At 67.7% G+C, this 21,454-nt stretch carries 14 protein-coding genes and 3 pseudogenes; 12 read left to right on the forward strand and 5 right to left on the reverse strand.

Annotated elements, in window-relative coordinates; genetic code table 11:
• Genes ACFWO8_RS12530 through ACFWO8_RS12570 form a run of 9 tightly spaced genes read left to right on the forward strand, consistent with a single transcriptional unit; the run spans nt 1 to nt 14,168 of the window.
• Nucleotides 1-5,226: a glycosyltransferase gene (locus ACFWO8_RS12530; RefSeq protein WP_378948842.1), complete on the forward strand. Its 5,226-nt coding sequence runs from the start codon at nt 1-3 to the stop codon at nt 5,224-5,226.
• A 4-nt stretch (nt 5,227-5,230) separates the two neighbouring features.
• On the forward strand, nt 5,231-5,644 hold the full coding sequence (locus ACFWO8_RS12535; RefSeq protein WP_378948845.1) for a hypothetical protein: 414 nt from the start codon (nt 5,231-5,233) through the stop codon (nt 5,642-5,644).
• Nucleotides 5,641-6,474: a polysaccharide deacetylase family protein gene (locus ACFWO8_RS12540; RefSeq protein ID WP_378948848.1), complete on the forward strand. Its 834-nt coding sequence runs from the start codon at nt 5,641-5,643 to the stop codon at nt 6,472-6,474. The genes ACFWO8_RS12535 and ACFWO8_RS12540 overlap by 4 nt, the downstream gene beginning before the upstream one ends.
• Nucleotides 6,475-6,476: 2 nt before the next feature.
• Complete coding sequence (locus tag ACFWO8_RS12545; RefSeq protein ID WP_378948851.1) at nt 6,477-7,448, forward strand: NAD-dependent epimerase/dehydratase family protein; 972 nt, start codon at nt 6,477-6,479, stop codon at nt 7,446-7,448.
• Between the two features lie 12 nt (nt 7,449-7,460).
• Entirely contained in the window at nt 7,461-8,540 is a 1,080-nt protein-coding gene (locus tag ACFWO8_RS12550) for a GNAT family N-acetyltransferase (RefSeq protein ID WP_378948854.1), read from the forward strand.
• Nucleotides 8,541-8,559: 19 nt separating this feature from the next.
• Nucleotides 8,560-9,552, forward strand: coding sequence for a beta-propeller fold lactonase family protein (locus tag ACFWO8_RS12555; protein WP_378948857.1), 993 nt, complete (start codon nt 8,560-8,562; stop codon nt 9,550-9,552).
• Nucleotides 9,549-10,391, forward strand: coding sequence for a family 16 glycosylhydrolase (locus ACFWO8_RS12560; RefSeq protein WP_378948860.1), 843 nt, complete (start codon nt 9,549-9,551; stop codon nt 10,389-10,391). The genes ACFWO8_RS12555 and ACFWO8_RS12560 overlap by 4 nt, the downstream gene beginning before the upstream one ends.
• 4 nt (nt 10,392-10,395) lie before the next feature.
• The gene (locus ACFWO8_RS12565; protein ID WP_378948863.1) at nt 10,396-11,547 is read left to right on the forward strand and encodes a GNAT family N-acetyltransferase; all 1,152 of its coding nucleotides are present in this window, start codon (nt 10,396-10,398) and stop codon (nt 11,545-11,547) included.
• Nucleotides 11,544-14,168: an HAD family hydrolase gene (locus ACFWO8_RS12570; protein ID WP_378948866.1), complete on the forward strand. Its 2,625-nt coding sequence runs from the start codon at nt 11,544-11,546 to the stop codon at nt 14,166-14,168. Before ACFWO8_RS12565 ends, ACFWO8_RS12570 begins: the two co-directional genes overlap by 4 nt.
• Here ACFWO8_RS12570 and ACFWO8_RS12575 read toward each other — a convergent pair.
• Together ACFWO8_RS12575 and ACFWO8_RS12580 are read right to left on the reverse strand one after the other, a co-directional pair.
• A complete protein-coding gene (locus ACFWO8_RS12575; RefSeq protein ID WP_378948869.1) occupies nt 14,153-14,851 on the reverse strand; it encodes an ANTAR domain-containing protein in 699 nt (232 codons plus the stop codon). The two genes, ACFWO8_RS12570 and ACFWO8_RS12575, sit on opposite strands and share 16 nt — an antisense overlap.
• A gap of 66 nt (nt 14,852-14,917) precedes the next feature.
• Nucleotides 14,918-15,452 (reverse strand): annotated as a pseudogene (locus tag ACFWO8_RS12580) (alpha/beta fold hydrolase); the annotation flags it as partial.
• Between ACFWO8_RS12580 and ACFWO8_RS12585 the strand changes: the two are divergent.
• From ACFWO8_RS12585 to ACFWO8_RS12595, 3 genes and pseudogenes are all read left to right on the forward strand, one after another.
• Nucleotides 15,453-15,581 (forward strand): annotated as a pseudogene (locus ACFWO8_RS12585) (CGNR zinc finger domain-containing protein); the annotation flags it as partial.
• A gap of 52 nt (nt 15,582-15,633) precedes the next feature.
• The gene (locus tag ACFWO8_RS12590; RefSeq protein ID WP_378948872.1) at nt 15,634-17,328 is read left to right on the forward strand and encodes an AMP-binding protein; all 1,695 of its coding nucleotides are present in this window, start codon (nt 15,634-15,636) and stop codon (nt 17,326-17,328) included.
• A 279-nt stretch (nt 17,329-17,607) separates the two neighbouring features.
• Nucleotides 17,608-18,855 carry an SGNH/GDSL hydrolase family protein gene (locus tag ACFWO8_RS12595; RefSeq protein WP_378948875.1) on the forward strand — a complete coding sequence of 416 codons (1,248 nt, stop codon included), beginning with the start codon at nt 17,608-17,610 and terminating at the stop codon, nt 18,853-18,855.
• A gap of 296 nt (nt 18,856-19,151) precedes the next feature.
• Here ACFWO8_RS12595 and ACFWO8_RS12600 read toward each other — a convergent pair.
• From ACFWO8_RS12600 to ACFWO8_RS12610, 3 genes and pseudogenes are all read right to left on the reverse strand, one after another.
• Nucleotides 19,152-19,513, reverse strand: a pseudogene (locus ACFWO8_RS12600) (nuclear transport factor 2 family protein); the annotation flags it as partial.
• A gap of 128 nt (nt 19,514-19,641) precedes the next feature.
• The gene (locus ACFWO8_RS12605; protein ID WP_378948878.1) at nt 19,642-20,028 is read right to left on the reverse strand and encodes a hypothetical protein; all 387 of its coding nucleotides are present in this window, start codon (nt 20,026-20,028) and stop codon (nt 19,642-19,644) included.
• A 154-nt stretch (nt 20,029-20,182) separates the two neighbouring features.
• Nucleotides 20,183-21,409, reverse strand: coding sequence for a PucR family transcriptional regulator (locus tag ACFWO8_RS12610; RefSeq protein ID WP_378948880.1), 1,227 nt, complete (start codon nt 21,407-21,409; stop codon nt 20,183-20,185).
• Between the last annotated feature and the right edge of the window lie 45 nt (nt 21,410-21,454).

The following is a 21,454-nucleotide window of genomic DNA, read 5'->3' on the forward strand; positions in this document are numbered from 1 at the left end:
ATGGCACGGCGACGAGCGCTGTCGGCAACGCCAGCACCGGCCATGCTCGGCACGTTCGCCCGGGATTGGCGTAAACCACTGCTGCGCAACGGCATACTGCTGACGGCCAGCTCCGGGCTGTCCGCGCTGATCGGGTTCGGCTTCTGGGCGCTCGTCGCGCGGCACTACGACGCCGCCTCGGTGGGCAGCAACGCGGCCGCGATTTCGATGGCGGTGCTCGCCGCCACGGTTGCCCAGCTGAACCTGTCCAGTGCCATGGTCCGGTTCGTGCCGACCGCGGGGCGCCGCACGACCGCGCTGATCGCGGGGGCACATGTGGTCAGCGCGAGCCTTGCTCTGATCATCGCCGTGGGTTCGGTGCTGGCGGTCGGGGTGTTCGCGCCCGGCACGACTTTTCTGTCCGACGACCGGGCCCAGGTGCTGTTCGTCGCGGGCACCGTCGCGGTCACCCTGTTCGTCCTGCAGGACGGTGTGCTGGTCGGATTGCGGCGCACTCCCGTTGTCCCGCTGGCCAACATCATGTTCGCGGTGACCAAGCTGGTCCTGGTCGTAGCCGTGGCTTCGACGTTGCCTCGCTATGGCATCTTCGCGTCGTGGACGGTGGCATCGGCGGCCATCGTCGTGCTCGTCGGCGCCTACCTTTTCCTGTGGGCGATCCCCCGCCGGGTCCGGGCAGCGAATCTCATCGAGGCGCTGCCGCCGATGCCGCAGATCGCTCGCTTCGTGACAGTCGACTATGTCGGATCGGTGTGCTCGATCGGTGCGGCGATGCTGTTGCCCATCCTTGTGCTCCACGCACTCGGCCCCGTGCCGACCGCCTACTTCTCGATCGCCTGGGCCATCGCGAACGTCATCCATCTGATCAATGTCAATTTCGGCACTTCCCTGGTCGCGGAATCCGCCGCCGATCCGTCACAGCTGGCTCGCAATGTGCATCAGATTCTGGTCCACGGCGCCAAGTTGGTGCTCCCGATCGTGGCCGCGGTGTTCGTGCTCGCCCCGGTCGTGCTCGCTATCTTCGGCAGCGAGTACCGCGCGGGTGCCGATGTGCTGCGCGTGCTCGCGTTCGCGGCGGTTCCCGGTCTGCTGGTCTCGACGGCGATCAGTTCGGCACGGGCGCATCGCCGGCTGGGTCTGCTCCTGACGATCCAGGCATCGAACTTCGTGCTCACTGTCGGCCTGGCGTGGGTATTGCTGGACCTCGTCGGCGTGGTCGGAGCGGGGGTGGCCTGTCTGCTGAGCCAGACCTCGATTGCCTGCGCACTGCTGGTGCGCCGCGATCTCTGGTGGTCCGTCGATGCGCCCCGGACGATTGTCGCAGCGCCGATTTCGGTCCGGTTACGCAGTGCGGCAGCACTTTTCGTTCTCAGGGCGGCCGGAGCCACGCGTCGACGGAGGACCCTGGACCGAGCGAGGGCAGTGTTGCGCAGGCCGGATTCCGCCGACGCGAGTCGTGACCTGGTGCGCCGGGCCGCACGGCTGGACACCGATGTGCCCTCGAAGGAATGGACCCGCGCCCGGCCCGTCCGGACGGTTACCGATGTCGCGGTCGCCTACCTCGGTCACGGTGACGGTCCGCCGACCGCGGTCCTGAAAGTCGCCAGGTCGCCGCTGGCTGCCGCCGACCTGCGCCGGCAACGGGAGATCCTGTCTGCCGACTCCCCGCTCGGCGACTGGCCCCTGCTCCCCCGCGTTCTCGCGTTCGGCGACGACGCCGACGGGGTGGCTTCCATCGAGACATACCATCCGCGCGTAGACCTGACCAGGGTCCTGACCGCGCACCCGGACCGGCTCGAGGCCCTGACGACGCTCGCGCTCACCTCGATCGACGAGTTGCACCGCCGCACAGGTCGCCTCGCCGTGGTGGATGACACCATGCTGACCCGATGGGTCGACGAGCCCGTGCACACCCTGACCGAGATGTGCCGGACCCTCTCCCCCGCGTCGATCGACACTGCCGACCGGATCAGGACCGTGGTGCGCGCGGCACTGGCCGACCACACCACGGTGATCGGCTGGGCGCACGGCGACTTCCACAGCGGCAACGTCTTGCTCGAATCCGGGCGCGTTAGCGCCATCATCGACTGGGGTGGCGCCCGGCCGGACTGGCTCTGCGCGCTCGACGCGTACCACCTGGTCTTGACGGCATCCTGCACCGTCGAACAGCGCGAACTCGGCTCGGTGCTGGTACGGCGGTTGCGCGCAGGCGGCCTCACCGAGCGCGAACGTCGTCAGCTCGACCTCGTCGGTGGTGCTGCGGCGCGCGGCGACCCGCTGGACGAGCGGATAGCGATCCTGCTGACCTGGCTGCATCATGTCGCGGCGTTGTCGCGCACATGCGGTGTCTATCGCGAGCACCGCGTCTGGTGGGCCCTCAATGCCGAACCTGTGCTGCGCGCGTTCGCCGACCTCGCCCCGAAGCTCGAGGCACAGCAGCGCATCACGGAACTCGTCGGTGCCGCCGACCGATCGGATCGGCCGGTCGCGGCGGCACCGGCAGATCTCGTGGAATTCGAAGCCGAATGGGACCCCGACGCCGCACCTGCACCCGCACCGGATCACGGAGGGCGGTTCGACCAGCTGACCGTCTCGGTTGTCATCTGTTCCTATGCCGAGGACCGTTGGGACACGTTGGTTCTCGCGGTCACCTCGATCCAGGCGCAGTCGCGGCCCGCCGAGGAAATCGTGGTGGTGATCGACCACAACACAGCGCTACTGGATCGCGCACGCACCCTGCCCGGCGTGACGGTCGTTGCGAACCGCGACGCGTCAGGGCTGTCCGGCGCCCGCAACACCGGAACAGCGGTCAGCACAGGCGATATCGTGGCGTTCCTCGACGACGACGCCTTCGCCGACGCCGACTGGCTGGCCGAACTCGCCGCGCCCTACGCCGATCCCGCTGTGCTCGGCGTCGGCGGCCTGGTCACCGCGAACTGGCTCACAGCACGGCCGTCCTGGTTTCCCCCAGAATTCGACTGGGTGGTCGGCTGCAGCTATCGCGGCATGGCCACCGGGCGCGCGGCGGTGCGCAACATGATCGGCGCCAATATGTCGTTTCGGCGTGAGCTGCTCGTCGAATCGGGCGGATTCCATATCGACCTCGGCCGGGTGGGGACACGGCCGCTCGGCTGTGAGGAGACCGAGCTGTGCATCCGCCTGCAGCGCGGCCACCCGGATGGCGTGCATGTCTATGAACCCGCGGCGCGGGTGTGGCACAGCGTCCCCGGCACGCGCGCGACGTGGTCGTATTTCCGCTCGCGCTGCTATTCCGAAGGCCTGTCCAAGGCGAAAGTCAGTGTTCTCGCGGGCTCCGATCGAGCCTTGGCCAGTGAACGGTCGTATCTGCGATCGACGGTGCCGCTGGGGGTGCTGCGCAACCTCGGTGCCGGATTGCGCGGGCGCCTCTGGGGATTCGTCACCGCGGTCGTGATGATGGTGGGGGTCATGGCTACCGCGATCGGCTATGCCGCGGGCACCCGCGCGGGACATCGCACACCGGCGGCGCGGCCCACTTTCCGGCGGACAGGCGTCTGGCGCTACATCGGTGTGGCGGTAGCGACAGGGTTGTGGCTGGTTTCGCTGCCCCGCATCGAGCTCGATCGCATCGGTGACTACGGCCTGCTGCCGCTGCTGCCGTTCACCTTCTGGGCGGCATTGGCTGTGCTGCTGGTGAGTTTCGGTGTGCTGGTGCAGGCAAAGGCGGCGACGACGCGGCTGTTGGCCGCGCATGTTGTCGTCCTGATCGCGATACTGCACGCGACGCCGTCGGTGACTTATGAGACGCTGCGCTATTCGTGGGCGTGGAAGCACGTGGGCATCGTCGACTTCTTCCAGCGGCACAACGGCGTCGACACCACGCTGAACGAGCTGGCGGTGTACCAATTCTGGCCGGGCTTCTTCAATCTCAACGCGATGCTGGTGAAAGCCGGTGGGTTGGAGTCCTCGCTCGGCTACGCCGCCTGGGCGCCGCCGGTGTTCAACCTGCTGCTGATCGGCCCGCTGTATCTGATCTTCGCGACTTTCAGCACCGATCGGCGCCTGATCTGGTCCGCGATCGTGATCTACGTCCTCGGTGCGTGGGTGGGCCAGGACTATTTCGCTCCACAGGCCTGTGCGAACTTGCTGTACCTCACGATCGTGGCGCTGGTGTTGCGGTATCTGCGCCGGGAGTCCATGGGCTTCGACCGGCGGGTGATCGTGGTGGCCGCGATCGTGCCGATGATGGCGGCGATCGTGCCAACCCATCAGTTGACGGCGCCGATGGTCATCCTGGCGCTGGGTCTGCTCGCCGTGTTCCGTGTGCGGCGAGTCTTCGTGTTGACGGTCCTCATGGTCGCTATGACGGTGGGCTGGGATCTGCTCGTCGCCGGGCCGTGGCTGAGCGAGAACCTCTCCGGCCTGCTGGCGAACTTCGGCAACGCCGAGTCGAATGCCGGGGCGAATTTCATCGATCTGGATGCGGGCAGCCGCAGTCAGGTCGTGGTCGCCGAGGTCGACCGTGCGCTGAGTGCCGCGATCTGGCTCATGGCCGTCATCGGGTTCGCCCGTCGTTTCCGCGGGCGCGGTGAACTCGCATTGCCGCTGCTGGCCGTCGCACCGCTGCCGCTGATCCTCAGCAACGACTACGGCGGTGAGATGGTCTTCCGGGTCTACCTGTTCGGGCTGCCCTTCGTGGCCTTCTACGCGGCGGCCGCGTTCTTCCCACGCCCGGCCGTCGACGCGCCCCGCTCGCGCGGACGCCGGTTCGGTCGGCTGGTGCTGCCGGTGGTGTTGCTGCTGCTCGTGACGGGGTTCGGTTTCGGCTACTACGGCAAGGAACAAACGGCCTACTTCGCGCCGGAGGAATACGCGGCGGCTCAGTTCGTCTACGGTATCGCTCCGCGCGGGTCGCTGGTCATCGGCGCGACGAGCGGCTTTCCCTGGGCGTTCAAGAATTTCGAGTTCTACGACCACATGTGGTTTGCCACCTTCGACGCCGATGACCGGGAAGACATTGTCGCGGAACCGGTCTCGCAGTTGGGCGACATAATGTCCGCGCAACGTCATCACCACTCGTACCTCATCCTCACCCGCAGCCAGAGCGCCGGGATGACGCTGTCCGGTGACCTACCGCGCGACGCGCTCGACCGGATCCAGCAGACGCTGTCCGAGTCACCGAGATTCACCGAGCTCTACCGGAACACGCACGCCGTGGTGTTCACCCTGACCCAACCGGCACCGGAGTGAGAACATGACACGAATTCCCGTCGGCCTCAGCCGGTATCGGCTTCCCGATCCCGCGGCATTGCGACGTGGTCTGCGTGCGACGCCGGCCGCCACCTGGGTACTGGCCGGTTCGGGCTGGGTCACGTTGCTGTGCGTGCACGCCATCTCCGCCGATTCACCGCTGTCGGTGCTGCGGACGCTCGTCGCCTTCGCGTTCGTGCTGCTGTGCCCCGGTCTCGCGGTCGCCAGGTTGCTGCCGTTGCGGGAGGACATCGAGGTCTGGGTGGTGGGAATCGCGTTGAGTGTGTCCTTCGGCCTGCTGGTCACCGTCGCGTTCACGGCGGCGCGCGATGATTCGACGACGTCGCGGTTGGTGTCGTTGGCGGTCATCACCACCGGGGCGGCGGCGGTGCGGATCTATCGATCGGCGCGGCCATGACCATCGTCCCGATCCTGCTCTACCACTGCGTGTCGGTCGATCCGGCGGGGTGGATCGCGCCCTATGCCGTGTCGCCACGGACTTTCGCCCGGCACGTCGAGCTGATGGCGGCGAGCGGCCGGACGCCGATGACCGTCACCACGCTGACCGACGCGCTCCGCGATGGCCGGGCGCTGCCCGCGCGCCCGCTGCTGGTGACCTTCGATGACGGCTTCGCCGACTTCGCCGACGCCGCACCGGTTCTCGCCGCCCATCAGATCCCGTGCACGCTCTACGTGACGACTGGCGCGCTGCGCGGACCGCACCAGTCCTCGCGGCTGTGCCTGCCACCGGCCCGGATGCTGGCGTGGTCGCAACTTCCCGAACTGGCCGAGCACGGCGTCGAGATCGGCGCCCACACTCACACCCATCCGCAGCTCGACACCCTGCGAGAACGGGTGGCGGCGGCCGAGATCCGCGAATGCAAGGACCTGCTCGAGGACGCGATGAGCCGGGAAGTTCGCAGCTTCGCCTACCCCCACGGCTTCCACTCGACCCGGGTCCGGCGCCAGGCGCAGTTGGCGGGCTACACCTCGGCGTCCGCTGTGGGCGATGCGTTGAGCTCGACTGCTGACGATCCCTTGGCGCTGGCCCGGCTCACTATTCGCTCGACGACCACCATCGACGAGCTGACAGCCTGGCTCTCCGGCCGAGACGCTGCTGTCGCGCCCTATCCGGAGGCGTGGCGAACCAAGGCGTGGCGAACCTACCGCCGATTGCGCGGTCACCGATCGACGCGCGGAGTCATCACGATGCCCGGCCAGTCATCGAGACCACCAGGAGGTACCTGACCATGCGCACCCTAGTTACCGGCGCTGCCGGATTCATCGGCTCGAATCTGGTCGACAGTCTGCTCGCCGACGGCCACACTGTCGTCGGTATCGACAATCTCGTCACCGGTCGAATAGGTAATCTGGACAGTGCGTTTCGGCACGACACGTTCACTTTCGCCGAGACCGGCGTCGACCGGCACGAGCTCGCCGAGATCGTGCGCGCGGTGGCACCGGAGGTGGTGTTCCATCTCGCGGCCCAGGTCGATGTCCGCAAATCGGTCGGCGATCCCTGCTCCGACGCGGGCACGAATGTGCTGGGCACCATCAATGTGGCCGAGGCGTGCAGGCAGGCCGGGACTCGCCGTGTCGTCTTCGCTGCCTCCGGCGGATCCCGTTACGGCACCCCCACCGCGCTGCCGATCGGCGAGGACGCACCACCCCATCCGCTTTCTCCGTATGCGGCCGCCAAGGTCGCCGGTGAGCTGTACCTCGCCGCGTATGCCGACATGTACGGGATGGCACCGATCAGCCTCGCGTTGTCGAATGTCTATGGGCCACGCCAGGATCCGCGCGGGGAAGCAGGCGTCGTCGCGATCTTCGGCTGTGCGTTGCTGCACGGACATCCGGGGACCATCTACGGCGACGGCACCGCCACCCGCGATTACGTTTATGTCGGTGATGTCGTCGACGCGTTCCGGAGCGCGGGCGCGGCGCCGGAATCACTGACCGGCACCTTCAATATCGGCACCGGAGTGCAGACCACCACCACCGAACTGCACCGCATGATGGCGGTGGCGCTGGGCATCGACGATCCCCCGGTGTACGCACCGGCACGGACCGGGGAGATCCAGGCCATCGCGCTCGATCACACCGCGGCCCACCAGAACCTGGGCTGGGATCCGCAAGTCGACATCACCGCCGGGATCGATCACACCATCGCCTGGCTGCGCGAGACCCTCGATCTGAGCGGCAGCGCGGCTGTCACCGCGTGAACGGAGCTGGACATGGCGCCAACGACAACCACGATCGGCTCATCGGCACCCAGGGTGACCGTGGGGGTGCCACGAGATGTGTGGGCCGAGCTGCACCGAGCGGACGTGCACTCGGTGCCTACCCAGACGCCGGAATGGCTGGACTGCCTCGTCGCGACGGGGAACTACCGGGACGCGAGCCGACTGTACGAAATGCCGGACGGTCGCCGGGCGCTGCTCCCGTTGGTTCGACGGACCTATCCGACCGGCGGGTCGACGATCCTGCAGTCGCTGCCCAAGAGTTGGGGGTACGGCGGCCTGATAGCGCCCGACGGGGTCGCGCCCGATCTCGTGTCCGCGGTGTTCGACGACTTGTCCGCGACACCGGCGCTGCGGATACACATCCGCCCCAACCCGGTGCACGCCGCCGCGTGGGCCGAGGCGGCCGCGGCGCGCACCGGCATCACCGCGGTGCCCGCACGCGCGCACATTCTGGATTTGGAAGGTGGTTTCGAGCAGGTGTGGCAGCACCGGTTCAAGGCCGCGACGCGCACCGCCGTCCGGCGCGCCGAGCGGGCCGGGGTGAGGGTCGAGACCGACACCACCGGCCGCCTCGTTCCGGTGTTCTACGACCTATTGCAGCGCTCCTTGGATCGGTGGGCGCGACAGCAGCACGAACCCGTGCGGCTCGCCAGACTCCGTGGGCGACATCGGGATCCGGCCGCTAAGTTCGCTACGATCGCCGAACGCCTCGGTCGCGGATGTCAGGTGTCGGTGGCCTGGTTCGATGGCCGTCCGGTGGCTGCGATCCTTGTGTTGCGCTGCGGGGCGAACGCGCATTACACCCGCGGAGCGATGGACGAATCGCGCGCCTTCCCGACGGCGAACCGGCTCCTGCATACGGTGGCGATCGAAGACGCGTGCCGCAGCGGCTGTCGTAGCTACCACATGGGAGAGTCTGGTGCCTCGCCCGGCTTGGCCCGATTCAAGGGCTACTTCGGTGCCGAGCCCTACGACTATTGCGAGTATTGGCTCGAGCGCGTCCCTGTCTATCGCGTCGACCAGGCTCTGCGGGGCTGCGTCAAACGTGTGATCGGCTTCCGCGATGTCTAGGCCCGCGCTCCGAGCGCGCGTGCGTGCGGCTCTGTTGGTGAGTGTCGCCGCCGCGGTCGTGGCCGCCTGTGGGACAAGCGTGCCCGGCCCTGTCGATCCTTTGCCGGGCGGCCGCTACGTCCTGCTGGCCAACGCGCAGACCAGCGACGTGCGCGTGCTCGACGCGTCGACCTGGGCCGGTCAGGGGGAACCGATCGAGGTCGGTCCCATCCCGTCCGACGTGGTGGTGAGTCCGACCGGCGACCGGGCCTATGTCGTCAGTCCCACGGCCAGTGTGATCACGGTGGTCGACATCGCCACCCGACGCACCGTCGGTGACCCGATCCGGGTCGGCACCTATCCGGCGGGCGTGGTCGTCAGCCCGGACGGGGGTCGCCTCTACGTCGCGGGCGGTGAGACCGACGACGTGCGCGCCTACGACACCACCACCCATCGCATGGTCGGCAAGCCGATGAAGATCGGCGACGCGCCGGGCGGTCTGGCGATCAGCGCGGACGGGCGGTGGATCTTCGCCACCAGCCAATACCAGAACGACGTGCGCGTGATCGACACCGAGGCGCTGGCCGTTGTCGGCAACCCGATCGTCGTCGGCAAGGCTCCGGCGCGGGCGGTGGTGAGCCCGGACGGGCGTCGGGTCTATATCGCCAACGCCAATTCCGACGATGTCTCGGTCGTCGATACCGACACCCGGCGGGTCGTCGGGGAGCCGATCCCGGTCGGCAGCTATCCGACCGGGATCGTCACCAGCGCCGACGGAAAGCGTGTCTTCGTCGCGAGCCAGAACTCCAATGATGTGCGCGTCATCGACACGACGACACTGCGGGTGATCGGGGAACCGATAAAGACCGGCGCCGCGCCCGCCCAGATGACGGCGAGCCCGGACGGGCGCCTGCTCTACGTCGCCAATGTGTACTCCGACGATGTGACCGTGATCGACACCCGGACACTGCGGGCAACCGGCTCGGGCCCGGTCGGCCGGACTCCACGAGGCATCGCGGTGGTGGCGATATGACCGTGCGGCACCATCGTGCGTGCTCGCGCGTCGGCATCGTGGTGGCCGTCGCCCTGCTCGGTGCCGGCTGCGGCCAGGCCTCGACGACCGTCGACCAGACCCGGCCGGCATTCGCCGACGAGTTCGACGGCCCGCCCGGCGCAGCACCCGATCCGTCGATCTGGCGCCCCGATGTCGGCGGAACCGGCTGGGGCAACGAGGAATTGCAGTATTACACCCGCGGCGTCAATACCGCGCTCGACGGCCGGGGAAACCTCGTGATCGAGGCGCGTGAAGGATCGGACGGGCACTCGTGCTGGTACGGGCGCTGCCGCTACACCAGCGGAAAGCTGACGACCCGGCAACGGCGCGGTGTCGCCTTCGCCCAGAGCTACGGCACGTTCGAAGCACGGATCCGCATGCCGAGCGGGGCCGGGCTCTGGCCCGCCTTCTGGCTATTGGGCGAGAACATCGACGCCGTCGGGCATCCGGCGGCGGGCGAGATCGATATCGTCGAAACGCTGGGCGCGCGAACCGATTCGGTGGAGCAGCACGTGCACGGGCCCGGACTCGACTTCGGTGCCGAATTCCGCCTCCCGGCCGGACAGTCGGTGACGGACTGGCACACCTATGCCGTCGAGTGGGCGCCGGACCGGATCACCTGGCTGGTGGACGGACAGGCCACGCGCACGCTGACCCGAGCCGAAGCCGGTCCGGGCTGGGTCTTCGATCACCGGTTCTACCTGCTGCTGAATCTCGCCGTCGGTGGCGAGTGGCCGGGGTCGCCGGACCGCGACACCGTGTTCCCGGCCCGGATGCTCATCGACTATGTCCGGGTCTATCCCGGGGAACGGTACTGAGACGATGACAACGCTGACGTGGGACGTGCAGACACCGCGGGGCCCAGCGCGGGTGACCAGTCCGGCGCCTCGCGCGGTGTGGGACGAGATCGTCGCCGCCGATCCCCTTGCGGGGCCGTCACATCTGCCCGCCTGGTCGGACTCCGTGTGCCGAGCCGACGGCTGGACCGAGGCCAGCAGGCTCTACGAACTGCCCGGCGGCAGGCAGGCCGTGCTACCGCTGGTTCGGCGCGCCTTCGCCGGGTCACCGGGCGACCCGAAGCTGCTCACCGTGCAGGCCTCGTTCCCGCACGGTTGGGGGTCGGGTGGAATCGTGGCACCCGGCGGTGCCGGGGTCGGTGATGTCGCGGTGGTCCTGGCCGATCTCGCCGCGGGCCGAGAGCTCCAGACTTTGCTGCGGCCCGGTTTCGCAGCGGCCGCGGCCTGGCGTGAAGCATGGTCGGGGGCGAGTGGCCGTGTCCCGGTTCGGATTCCGGTGCAGACCCATGTGCTCGACCTCGGCGGCGGGCTGGATGAGGTCTGGTCGCGGCGGCTCAGTTCGAAGGCGCGCACGGGCATTCGCAGTGCCCGCCGCAAGGCAGACAGTGCCGGGCTGGTTATCGAGGTCGGTAGTTCCCCCCAGTTGGTCGAGGACCTGTATGACGTGTACCTGCGATGGGTGGCCCGGCGGGCAGTGCAGCGGCGGATGCCGCGCCGGGTGGCCCGGCTGCGGGCGATGCGGGCCGAACCGCTGCGCCGGTTCCGTACCGTCGCAGCGGCATTCGAGGATCAGTGCCGTATCTGGGTGGCGCGCCTGGACGGGATCCCGATCGCCGCCGCCATCGCGGTCTTCCATGGTGGGGTCGGTGTCGGCTGGCGTGCGTTCAGCGACCGGGAGCTGGCCGGGCCGCTGCGGGCCCATGAGCTGATGCAGTTCTTGGCCGTCGAACATGCGTGCCGGATCGGGTGCCGCTACTTCGACATGGGCGAATCGGGCGGAGTCAGCACGCTCGCCCACGTCAAGGACCGGCTCGGCGGCACCCGGCAGCATCTCGCCGAGTACGCCTTCGAACGGGTTCCGCTCAGTCGCTTCGACAGTGGGCGCATCGCACTGCGCGGCTACGTCGAGCGCCGCGTACTGACGATGGACCACGCCGCGGATCGACCTCGCCCATGAGTGAGCGGGTGGCACCGCTGGATCTGCTCTGCACCGCGCAGACGGTCACCGACCTGCTGGGCCGGGCGATCGCCGACCGGGACCGGCTCGACACCTTCTTGCTCACCGCAGGATTGAACCAGCTGGTCGAGGATCACCTCCATCCCGATCCGCTCCAATTGCACCGCGCCGCTGACTTTCTCGACGACAGCGCTGCCTGGGGTGCCCACCTCGCCGCCGCCCTGGCCCGCGGCACGGCGCTGGTGCTGGGCCCGATCGCTGTCGGCCGGGGTGCGGGCGAGCTGTGGCGGCTGCGCGACGCGCTGGGCGAGATGTCGATCCGGTGCGGACACGCTGTCTTCGATCCCGCCGCCGACCTGTCGATCGGCCGCACCACGGCAGTGCGGGCAACCCGGCGGCTGCGCGCGGACCTCCTGCGGATTCCCACGTGTTTCCGCAGCTTCGACCAGCACCCGGACGACGTCGTCGAGCTTGCGCACCGGTTGCTGAAGGACGTCGAGCGCTCGGCGCCGATCTGCGTTGTCGGGGTTCGGACCTCGGGAAGTTATCTGGCTCCGCTGTGTGCCGCCGCGCTCGAGCTCGCCGGGGCGACGGCAGTGTCTGTGTGCACCTACCGCCCCGGCCTGCCATGGCGGCGCACCGAGGCGGCGCAGCTGCGCGCGGTCGTGGCCGCAGGCGGCACGATCGTGGTGATCGACGATCCGCCGGTCACCGGAACCGCGTTGGCTCGGACGGGACGAGCCGTCGAAGAGCTCGGCATCCCCGCACGCGCGATCGTCTTGCTGCTGGCCTTGGCCGGAACCGATCCGCCGACGACGATCCGGTGCTGGCACACGATCACGCTGCCCTGGCCGCAGTGGAGTGTGCACCAGCGGCTGACCGAGGAGGCTGTCGGTGCGACGCTGGCCGGGCTGCTCGGCCCGGGACACGAAGTGGTGGCGCGGCATCGGCCCGGAGCGCACGGACGCAGCCGGGCTCGCGTGCGCGAACGGTACACGGTGGAGATCACCACCGGCAGCGACATGATTCGCCGCGAGATCGCCGTCGAAGGCGCGGGTCTCGGCTACTTCGGGCGGCACGCGCTGGCGGTGGCAGCCGCCCTGCCTGGCCATTTTCCTTCGGTGTACGGGCTCGTCGACGGCTTGCTCTACCGCGACTGGGTTCCGGGTACCCACGCACCTGCCGAAAGCGCGGCGGCCGAGCAGATCGCTCGCTATGTGGTCGACCGTCGGCGTGCGCTGCGGGTCGGTGCCGACCCGACCACCCGATTGCGTGGACGCCGGCCGGCCTGGGAGGTGGCGGCCGGGCTGCTGAGCCGGGAGTTCGGCCGGCTCAGGCCTGCCGGGCAGACCGTGCTCATCGATCGAATCGTTCGCCACCTGCTGCGGGTCGACACGGCGAGCATCCCCGATGGCCACACCCATGCCCGCTACTGGTTGCGCGCCGAGCCGACCGGACCACTGCGCAAGGTCGACTTTCACCAGTTCTCCTTCAGCAACCTGGAAATGACCTGCTACGACGCGATCTTCGACCTCGCGGGCGCCGCCGCCGATCCCCCCTCCGGCACCTTCGAATCCCAGCTGCGCAGCGCCTATCTCGCGCAGACCGGCGAAACGGTCGATCCCGAAAAGTGGCTGCTGTATCGGCTCACGCAGCTGTGGGGGCTCGGCTGGGCCGACGAGCTGGCCGGTCCCGACCTCGAAGACCGTTGTGCGGAGGCCGTGCACGACTACCTGTCCACGGTCTTCGCTGTTCCCCAGCCGGCGAGCACCAGGGCGGCGGCCCCGATCTGCGCACTCGACCTCGACGGAGTCCTCGAGACCGATCCGCTGGGCTTCCCGTGCACCACGCCGGCCGCCGCGTTCGGCTTGCGGGCCCTGCTCGTGCACGGGTATCGGCCGGTTCTGGTGACCGGACGCAGCCTGCCCGAGGCAGTGACCCGGTGCCGACAGTTCGGCCTGGCCGGCGCGGTGGTGGAGTACGGCACCGCGCTCTACGACCACCGGAATCGGCACTGCGCCGACCTGCGTGACGGCAGCGCCGCGCAGACCGATCACGAGATTCGCCGCTACCTCGACGCGCACGATGGCATCGAGGTGGACCGGCGCTACCGCTACAGTGTGCGCGCCAGGTCGCAACGCGGACCGATCCCCGCTGAGCTGACCCGCGCGATCACCTCGATGACCGACGGAGCGGTGCGCGTCGTCGTCGGGGCGGGGCAAACAGATTTCGTCCCGCACGGGATCGATAAGGGCACCGGTCTGCGCGCACTGTCGGCTCGGCTCGGCGGTCATGTCGCACTGGCTGTCGGTGACACCAGCGAAGACCTGCCGATCTTCGCCGAGGCCGTGATCTCACGAGCGCCACGCAACGCCGACGACGCGGTGCGCGCCGCCGGAATTCCGCTGACCAGAGGCTCCTACCAGTCCGGATTCGCCCAAGCGTGTGCCGCGCTGCTCGGGCACCGACCGGGCAGCTGCCCGCTGTGCCGCCTGCCCGACCTATCTCCCCGGACTGCCGCACTGTGCGGGGTGCTCGGGCTGCGGGAGAACGGCGTGTGGGGACTGGCCACCCGCTCGGCCGTCCTGGCCGCTGTCGCAGCCACTCACAATCGCAGATGAAGTTCGACGATCGCGCTCGCCACCGACTGCACGGTGACATGGTGGCGGCGGGCATGGTTGCGGATCAGCGCGAACGCCTGGTCCATATCGATGGTGTTCTCGTTGGCGAGGATGCCCTTGGCCTGCTCGATCACGATCCGTGTGTCCAGGGCTCGCTGAAGCTGCTCGGTGAGCTGCCGCTGGTGGTGCTGGACGGCGGAGTTGACGAGGTACCCGCCGACGATATCGGCCAGCGCCCGTGCGGCCTCGAGGTCGGCGCTGCACCATGATCGCTGTTGGGCGGCGTAGAGGTCGAGCACCCCGACCCCTTCGGTGCCGTGGGTGATCGGTATGGCGGCTACCGCGGCGATACCGGCTCGCCGGGCGGCGGCCACGTAGCCCGGCCAGCGCACGGTGTATTGCCCCACATCGGTGACCGGCACTGTCACCTGGGTCGTGTGCGCGACGCAGCACGGCCCCGACCGAAACTGCTCCTGACATCGCTCCAGCTCAGCGGCGGGTTCGGAGGCCGCGGTGACGTAACGCAATTGTCCGCTGGTCGCCAGACTGACTCCGGCTCCCGTCAGGTCGAGAAGTGCGGTGACGGTCTGGGTCAAGTCGAGCAACACCGCATCGGTGTCGTTCGAGACCGGCAGCCGGGCGAACCGTGACACCGCCCCGATAAACGATTCGATGTCATCCACACGCAAAATCCTCAGCTCGCACAATCAGCTATCTCACCGTTACCATCGGCGGACGCGCGAACCCTATTACATCGGCTGTGTGCCCGAGGGCAGATGAAACGGCGATCGGACATCAGCGGCCAGTACCGCCGCGAGGCCTTCTCGCAGGTCCTCGACGAAATACTCGGGAACCTCCAGCGACGGGAAATGTCCCCCGGCTTCGGGTGAGCTCCATCGGACGATCTGCCGGTACCGCTCCTGCGCCCAGACGCGCGGACACTTTTCGATATCGCGGGGATACATAGTGATTGCTGACGGGACGTCGACCCGAAGTTCGGGGTCGAGGGAGTTGTGGCTTTCGTAGTAGATGCGGGCCGCCGATGCACCGGTTCGCGTCAGCCAATACAGGGTGACGTCGTCGAGAATCCGGTCTATGTAAATCGTCTCGAACGGGCTGTCGTCGGTATCTGTCCACTCAGCGAACTTGTCCAGGATCCAGGCGAGAAGCCCGCAGCTCCACCCATGCGGCCGCGATCTTTTCGGTTCCCCACCCGGTGGTGGCCGGCTTGTCGCTGTAACCAAATCCCGGTAGCGAGGGAACCACGACGTGGAACGCCGGCGCCGGGCCGCCTTCTTCGACACCAGCCAGAGTCGCACTCGTAAATGGTGTGACATGAACACGTGCGGGAATCGTGAGAAGAAGGCGCGCTTCATCGCCAATCAGCGCAAGAATCCCAGATCAACGGACTGATCATGACCTTCCATGCATCGAGGTAGGCTCCACCGGAACAAGGAGTCTCAGCATGGCGATCATCGATCCGAACAGCCCAGGGGCGCCGCAGCGAATGGCCGAGGGCCGTGCGGATATCGCGACCATGCTGCTCGACCGGCTCGGCGACCACCGACTCGGCCTGCGCACCCGCGATACCGACTGGACCTGGGACGCGGTCGTCCGCGAGTCGAGCGCCCGCGCGGAGCTCGCCCGCACCCTGCGCCGCGACGGCCCGTTCCACATCGGGGTCCTGTTGGACAATGTGCCCGACTTCGTCTTCTGGCTGGGCGCAGCGGCTCTGGCCGGCGCGACGGTGGCGGGTCTCAATCCGACCCGGGGTGACGCCCAACTGGCTGCCGATGTCCGGTATGTCGACTGTCAGCTGATCGTCACCGATGCCGCGGGGATGGCGCGGTTGCGGCAGCTGGATCTCGGTCTCGCGCAGGATCGGTTCCTGCTGGTCGACGATCCCGGCTATGCCGACCGGATCCATGCCTGCCACGTGCAGCCCTCGGCGGTGGGCGGACCGGACGCGTTGCTGCTGTTGCTGTTCACCTCCGGCACTACCGGCACCTCGAAGGCGGTGCGGTGCACCCAGCGCCGCCTCGCGACGGTCGCGAACGCGGCGACGGCGAAGTTCGGGCATGTCCGCGACGACGTGGACTACTGCTGTATGCCGCTGTTCCACGGCAATGCCATCATGGCGCTGTGGGCGCCCGCGCTGTCGGTCGGCGCGACGGTCTGCCTGATCCCGAAATTCTCGGCGTCGCAATTCCTTCCGGATGTTCGGTACTTCGGCGCGACCTACTTCACCTACGTCGGTAAGGCGTTGGGGTATCTGCTGGCCACGCCCGAAACCGCGACAGATTCGGACAATTCACTGGTGCGCGGGTTCGGTACCGAGGCGTCGGTGGCCGATCAGGACGAGTTCCGACGACGCTTCGACGCGAAGCTGTTCGAAGGGTACGGCTCCAGCGAGGGACCGAATCTGGCGGCCCTCGACCCGGCCGCGCCGCCCGCCGCGCTCGGCAGGCCCGCGCACGCCAGTGTGGCGGTGGTGAACCCGGACACTTTGCGGGAGTGCTCGCGGGCCGAGCTCGACGAGCACGGCCGGGTCCGTAATCCCGACGAGGCCATCGGGGAAATGATCGACAAGGCCGGTGCGCTCGCGTTCGAGGGCTACTACAAGAACGAGGTCGCCGATGCCGACCGCGTCCGCAACGGCTGGTATTGGACAGGGGATCTCGGCTACATCGATACCGCCGGATACCTGTACTTCGCCGGGCGCAAGGGCGACTGGATCCGGGTCGATGGCGAGAACACCTCGGCGCTCATGATCGAACAGGTCCTGCGCCGTCACCCCGCAGTCATCGCCGCCGCCGTGTTCGGGGTACCGGACCCACGCTCGGGCGATCAGGTCATGGCCGCTGTCGAGGTCGCCGATCCGGTCGGCTTCGATATCGACGCGTTCACCGAATTCCTCTGTGCCCAGTCCGATCTCGGTAGCAAAGGTATTCCCCGGCTCCTGCGTGTCTCAGCGAACCTCCCGGTGACCGGGTCGAACAAGGTACTCAAACGCGAACTGCAAGAACAGGGCTGGCGCACCGACGAACCGGTCCACCGCTGGGCGGGGCGCGGTCGACCGCACTACGCTCGGATGACCGAGGCGGACCGGCACGCACTGGAGTTGGAATTCGCCGCGCATGGCAGAGGGCGCATGCTGTGATCGGCTGCGCGCGCGGCACTTCGGTTCGATCAGCTCAGTAGCCGCATCAGGCACCTGGTCGTCGGGAGGCGTGGACACCGGTGCGGGTGGCCACGGCCGCCGCGCAGGACCGAAGGTTCTCGAACCGCTCTACACCGCGATGGGCTCGCGAATCTCCGGCATGAGTCACATCCTCGTGTCTTAAACGGGAATACAGTTCCATTAATGCGAGTTGATGGAGATAGTCCCCAGCGTTGGGGTTCCGCAGGCTCATCGACTGGGCTGTTGAGAGGATAGAAAATGTTGCACAACACGCGTGTCCGACTTGCTGCCACTGCCGCCGTTGCCGTACTCGGCGGGCTCGCTGCCTGCTCCACCGCCGAACCGGCACCGGCGTGGGACACCGGGTGGATGGCCGCTCCGCAATTGCCCAGCATCGGATTCGAGCCCAACTGGGCTCGGGAGGGTTTCGACAACCACACCGTGCGTCAGGTGGTCCGGGTGACCGACGGCGGCACCGCTGCCAGGATCACGCTGTCCAACCAGTACGGCACAGCGCCACTGCGGGTGGACAATGTCACGATCGGACGGACTGCCGACGGTGCGGAGGTGGAACCGAACTCGGTGCGGCAGTTGACCTTCGACGGCAACTCGGCCACCGCGATCCCCGCCGGCGCGACCTTGACCAGCGATGTCGTCGACCTCGATCTCGATGCTTTGGATTCGGCGGCGGTCACCATCTACCTGCCGGAACGCACCGGGCCTGCGACCTTTCACTCGCAGGCCTATGCCACCACGTATCGCGCCGCGGGCGACCACGCTGCCGACCCGTCAGCCGGGGCGTTCACCGAATCCACGCACTCCTGGTACTACCTGACCGACGTTCAGGTATCCAGCGATACTGACGACGAAGGCGGCACTGTCGTCACGATGGGCGACTCGATCACCGACGGATACGGGTCCGGCTACGACGCCAACACGCGATACCCGGACTGGCTCGCGCAGCGGCTCGCCGATGCCGGAACCCCACGTCCGGTTCTGAACGCGGGTATCGGCGGCAATCTGATCCTCAACGATTCGACATGGTTCGGTGAGGCCGCGATTCGCCGATTCGAACGGGATGTGCTCACCAAGCCTGACGTCAAAAGCGTTATCGTCTTCGGCGGCCTCAATGACATCGGCTTCTCCGAAATCGACCTGCCGACCTACAAGCCGAATCCGCAGGTCTCGGTGGCGCAACTGATCGCTGGTCATCGGGAATTGATCGCCGCCGCGCACCGGGCCGGGATCAGGGTCACCGGCGCGACTCTGCTGCCGATGAAGGGAGCCGAGTACTACAACGACGTCTCAGCAGCGAAGATCCGAGAGTTCAACCAGTGGATGCGGACCAGCGGGGAGTACGACGCGGTGGTCGACTTCAATGCCGCGGTCGCTGATCCATCGGACCCCGAAGCGCTGAACCCCGTCTTCGATTCCGGCGACCACAAGCACCCCAATGCCGCCGGCTACCGCGCCATGGCGAACAAGATCGACCTGACGACACTCTGAGTTGTCCGTCTGACTGCCATCGCTGGGCATCGGTTCGAAGCAACGGCGGTGGGGTGGCACCACAGTAAGGTGCCACCCCACCGCCGAACGATTCCCGCCCGATCGAAGCGGGCAGGTGGTTCTCCTGGAGGCGGACACGCGCCACCTGAGCGATCTTTTCGACATGTCCACTGCTACTGCGTGATCCGGGTGCCGTCATCGAACGGGCGGGTGATCGCCCACAATTGGCGGAACGTGCACGTCGCGATTTTCCAGCGACCGTCCTCCACCCGGTATTCGTCGGCGTACTCGCCGGTGGCGACGGTTTCGGTGCGCTCGATCAGGTTGACCTGGCGGAAGCGCAGCGTCCACCGGCCGCTCGCTGTGCCGTCCTCACGCACGGTGATGTCGGGGTGCACGCCGTGATGCATGTCGAGGATCGCGTGCTTGCCGTCCACCTGCTGCAAGGCGATCGACGCGAAGACCGCGGCCATGCCGTCGCGCCGAGCTGGCCGTAGTCCAGCGCCGAGCCGACCGCGACGAAACAGTCGCGGAAACCGACCGGGTCTTTGGCGTCGCAAGCACGGAAGTAGCGGTGCTTGAGCGCGGTGATCGACTCGATCGCCGCCGACCGTGCAAGGTGGCGGGCCAGGTCGTCGGGGAGCGATGGTGCGGACATGTCCGCCACCGTAGGACCGGGACGACGTCACTGATTGCCTGTCGTCCCGCTCATCGGGAATGCCCGCCGGTCTCCGCGACATGGCATTGCCGGCCGGGTCCGCGGTCGAGGTTCGCTGGAACTCGAGCTCAGGGACGGTCGACGTCGCGGATGATGGTCTCGGGCTTGAAGATCACCTTGTAGTGGTAACGGCTCACCTCAGCGGCCTCGAGCTGTTCGACGAAGTAGCTCACGTTGTCGGAGAGGCCGAGGAAGTGTTTCTTGTATTCGTCGTCACCGGTCTTGCACGTCACCTCGAGCTGGTTGTTCTCGTCCTTGATCGAGCACTTGCCCTCGATGGACAGCAGGTACTTGTCGGTGATTCCGTTGAAGAACACCACGCGGCGGTCGATCTTGAACTGGTCCGACTCTTTGGACAGGTTCTTGGACACTACGTCGGCGTCACTCGAGCACCCGGTCAGTGCGATGACACCCGCAGCCAGAGCCGCGGCAGCGGCGATGAGCTTGTTGTTCATGTTCTACCCCCTCCTCGACCATCATGACCGTCAGCGGCCGAGACCGCCACTGTCAGAGGGATTCTCGCCCGATCGCAACAGGATGCGCAGCGCGCGTCGCGTGCCCAGCGCTGAGGCGGAGGTGCACTGTGCGGCACGCACAAACCACCTGGACTCAGATTGTCCGAGTCAGGACGTGGCGGTACCAGCGGCAGACGCCCAAGGCGAAGCGGAGTTCGAAGGTGTCTGTGTCGACCGCGATGCCGTAGCGGCCGGTGACCTGTTGGATGCGGTATTGGACCGTGTTGCGGTGGACGTCGAGGACGCGGGCGGTGCGTGAGTAGCTGGCGCCTTCGGAGAGGAACACGTCGAGAGTTTTCCGCAAGAGCTCCACCTTGGCACCATCGCCGGCGAGCGGGCCGAGGACGCGGTGGACGAGGCCGGCTAGTTCGCCGGGGTCGTCGGACAGCAGCGCGAAGGGTGCGATCGTGTCGAAGTCGATGACCGCGGGTGCGCTCTCCCCAGCCGAGATGACCAGCGCCTTCGCCCGTGCGGCACTGCGGGCCGAGCGCCGGAACCCGGGCAGCCCGTCGCCGATCGGGCCGAGCGCGACGCGTACCGGCAAGCCGGAGGCCTCGACCTGTTCGGCGAGTTCGCCGAGCACGCACGGCTGCTCGACCGGGAACCAGATACACATGGCGCGGTCCCCCGACGCTGCGACCAATTCGGTGCCACCGGTGCGCATCGCCGCGGACAGCAGCTGTCGTGCCTGCTCGAGCGCGCGCACAGCGTCCGTGCCGGTGGCCGTCGACCACACTTCGGCCGCGTGGTGTCGCTGGTCGAGCCGGTAGCCCAGCACTTCTTCGGCCGCCGCGACATCGACATCGTCGTTGTCGAGCAGACGCGCGATCCACTGCTGACGAGCGGCTTGGCGACTGCTGAGCCAGCGGTCCCGTTCCGCCTCGTAGATCCGCCCCATCGACGAATTGAGCCGATCCAGGTAGGTCCCGGCGAATTTGAGCAACTCCGCGATCCTGGCGGGTTGGTCAGGGCCGGGAACGGCCAGGACCAGCCCGATCGCCGCGTCGAGGATCCGGTACTGCCCCAGCCCGTAGGCGCGCAGCAGAATCGTCAGCGGTACACCGCGCCTGGCCAGGCGTTGGGCGTAGGCGGCGGCACCGGCGGGCGTGCCGACGGTGGCCGGGTCGATATTGTTCGCCAGTACGTACTGCACGGCGGCGATGTTCTCCGCGATGCTCGCGGCTCGCATCTCGGCCAGGTCGGCGGCGACGTCGTTGAGCGGAATCATCTGCTCGGTCACCCGGATGAGGTCTTCGGTGATGGCGTCGACGCGCGGGCCGAGGGCCTGTCCCACCCATACCAGGGATCCGTACGCTGCCACGGCCGCTTCCATCCGTTGAACAAAAACCGTCGACACCATTGTGTC

The sequence above is a fragment of the Nocardia sp. NPDC058480 genome (assembly GCF_042720495.1).
Lineage (GTDB): Bacteria > Actinomycetota > Actinomycetes > Mycobacteriales > Mycobacteriaceae > Nocardia.

Coding starts and splice junctions, on each gene's coding strand:
- ACFWO8_RS12540 (WP_378948848.1), top strand. CDS start 5,641: ATGACCATCGTCCCGATCCTGCTCTACCACTGCGTGTCGGTCGATCCG.
- ACFWO8_RS12530 (WP_378948842.1), top strand. CDS start 1: ATGGCACGGCGACGAGCGCTGTCGGCAACGCCAGCACCGGCCATGCTC.
- ACFWO8_RS12570 (WP_378948866.1), top strand. CDS start 11,544: ATGAGTGAGCGGGTGGCACCGCTGGATCTGCTCTGCACCGCGCAGACG.
- ACFWO8_RS12560 (WP_378948860.1), top strand. CDS start 9,549: ATGACCGTGCGGCACCATCGTGCGTGCTCGCGCGTCGGCATCGTGGTG.
- ACFWO8_RS12605 (WP_378948878.1), bottom strand. CDS start 20,028: ATGAACAACAAGCTCATCGCCGCTGCCGCGGCTCTGGCTGCGGGTGTC.
- ACFWO8_RS12535 (WP_378948845.1), top strand. CDS start 5,231: ATGACACGAATTCCCGTCGGCCTCAGCCGGTATCGGCTTCCCGATCCC.
- ACFWO8_RS12595 (WP_378948875.1), top strand. CDS start 17,608: ATGTTGCACAACACGCGTGTCCGACTTGCTGCCACTGCCGCCGTTGCC.
- ACFWO8_RS12550 (WP_378948854.1), top strand. CDS start 7,461: ATGGCGCCAACGACAACCACGATCGGCTCATCGGCACCCAGGGTGACC.
- ACFWO8_RS12565 (WP_378948863.1), top strand. CDS start 10,396: ATGACAACGCTGACGTGGGACGTGCAGACACCGCGGGGCCCAGCGCGG.
- ACFWO8_RS12545 (WP_378948851.1), top strand. CDS start 6,477: ATGCGCACCCTAGTTACCGGCGCTGCCGGATTCATCGGCTCGAATCTG.
- ACFWO8_RS12590 (WP_378948872.1), top strand. CDS start 15,634: ATGGCGATCATCGATCCGAACAGCCCAGGGGCGCCGCAGCGAATGGCC.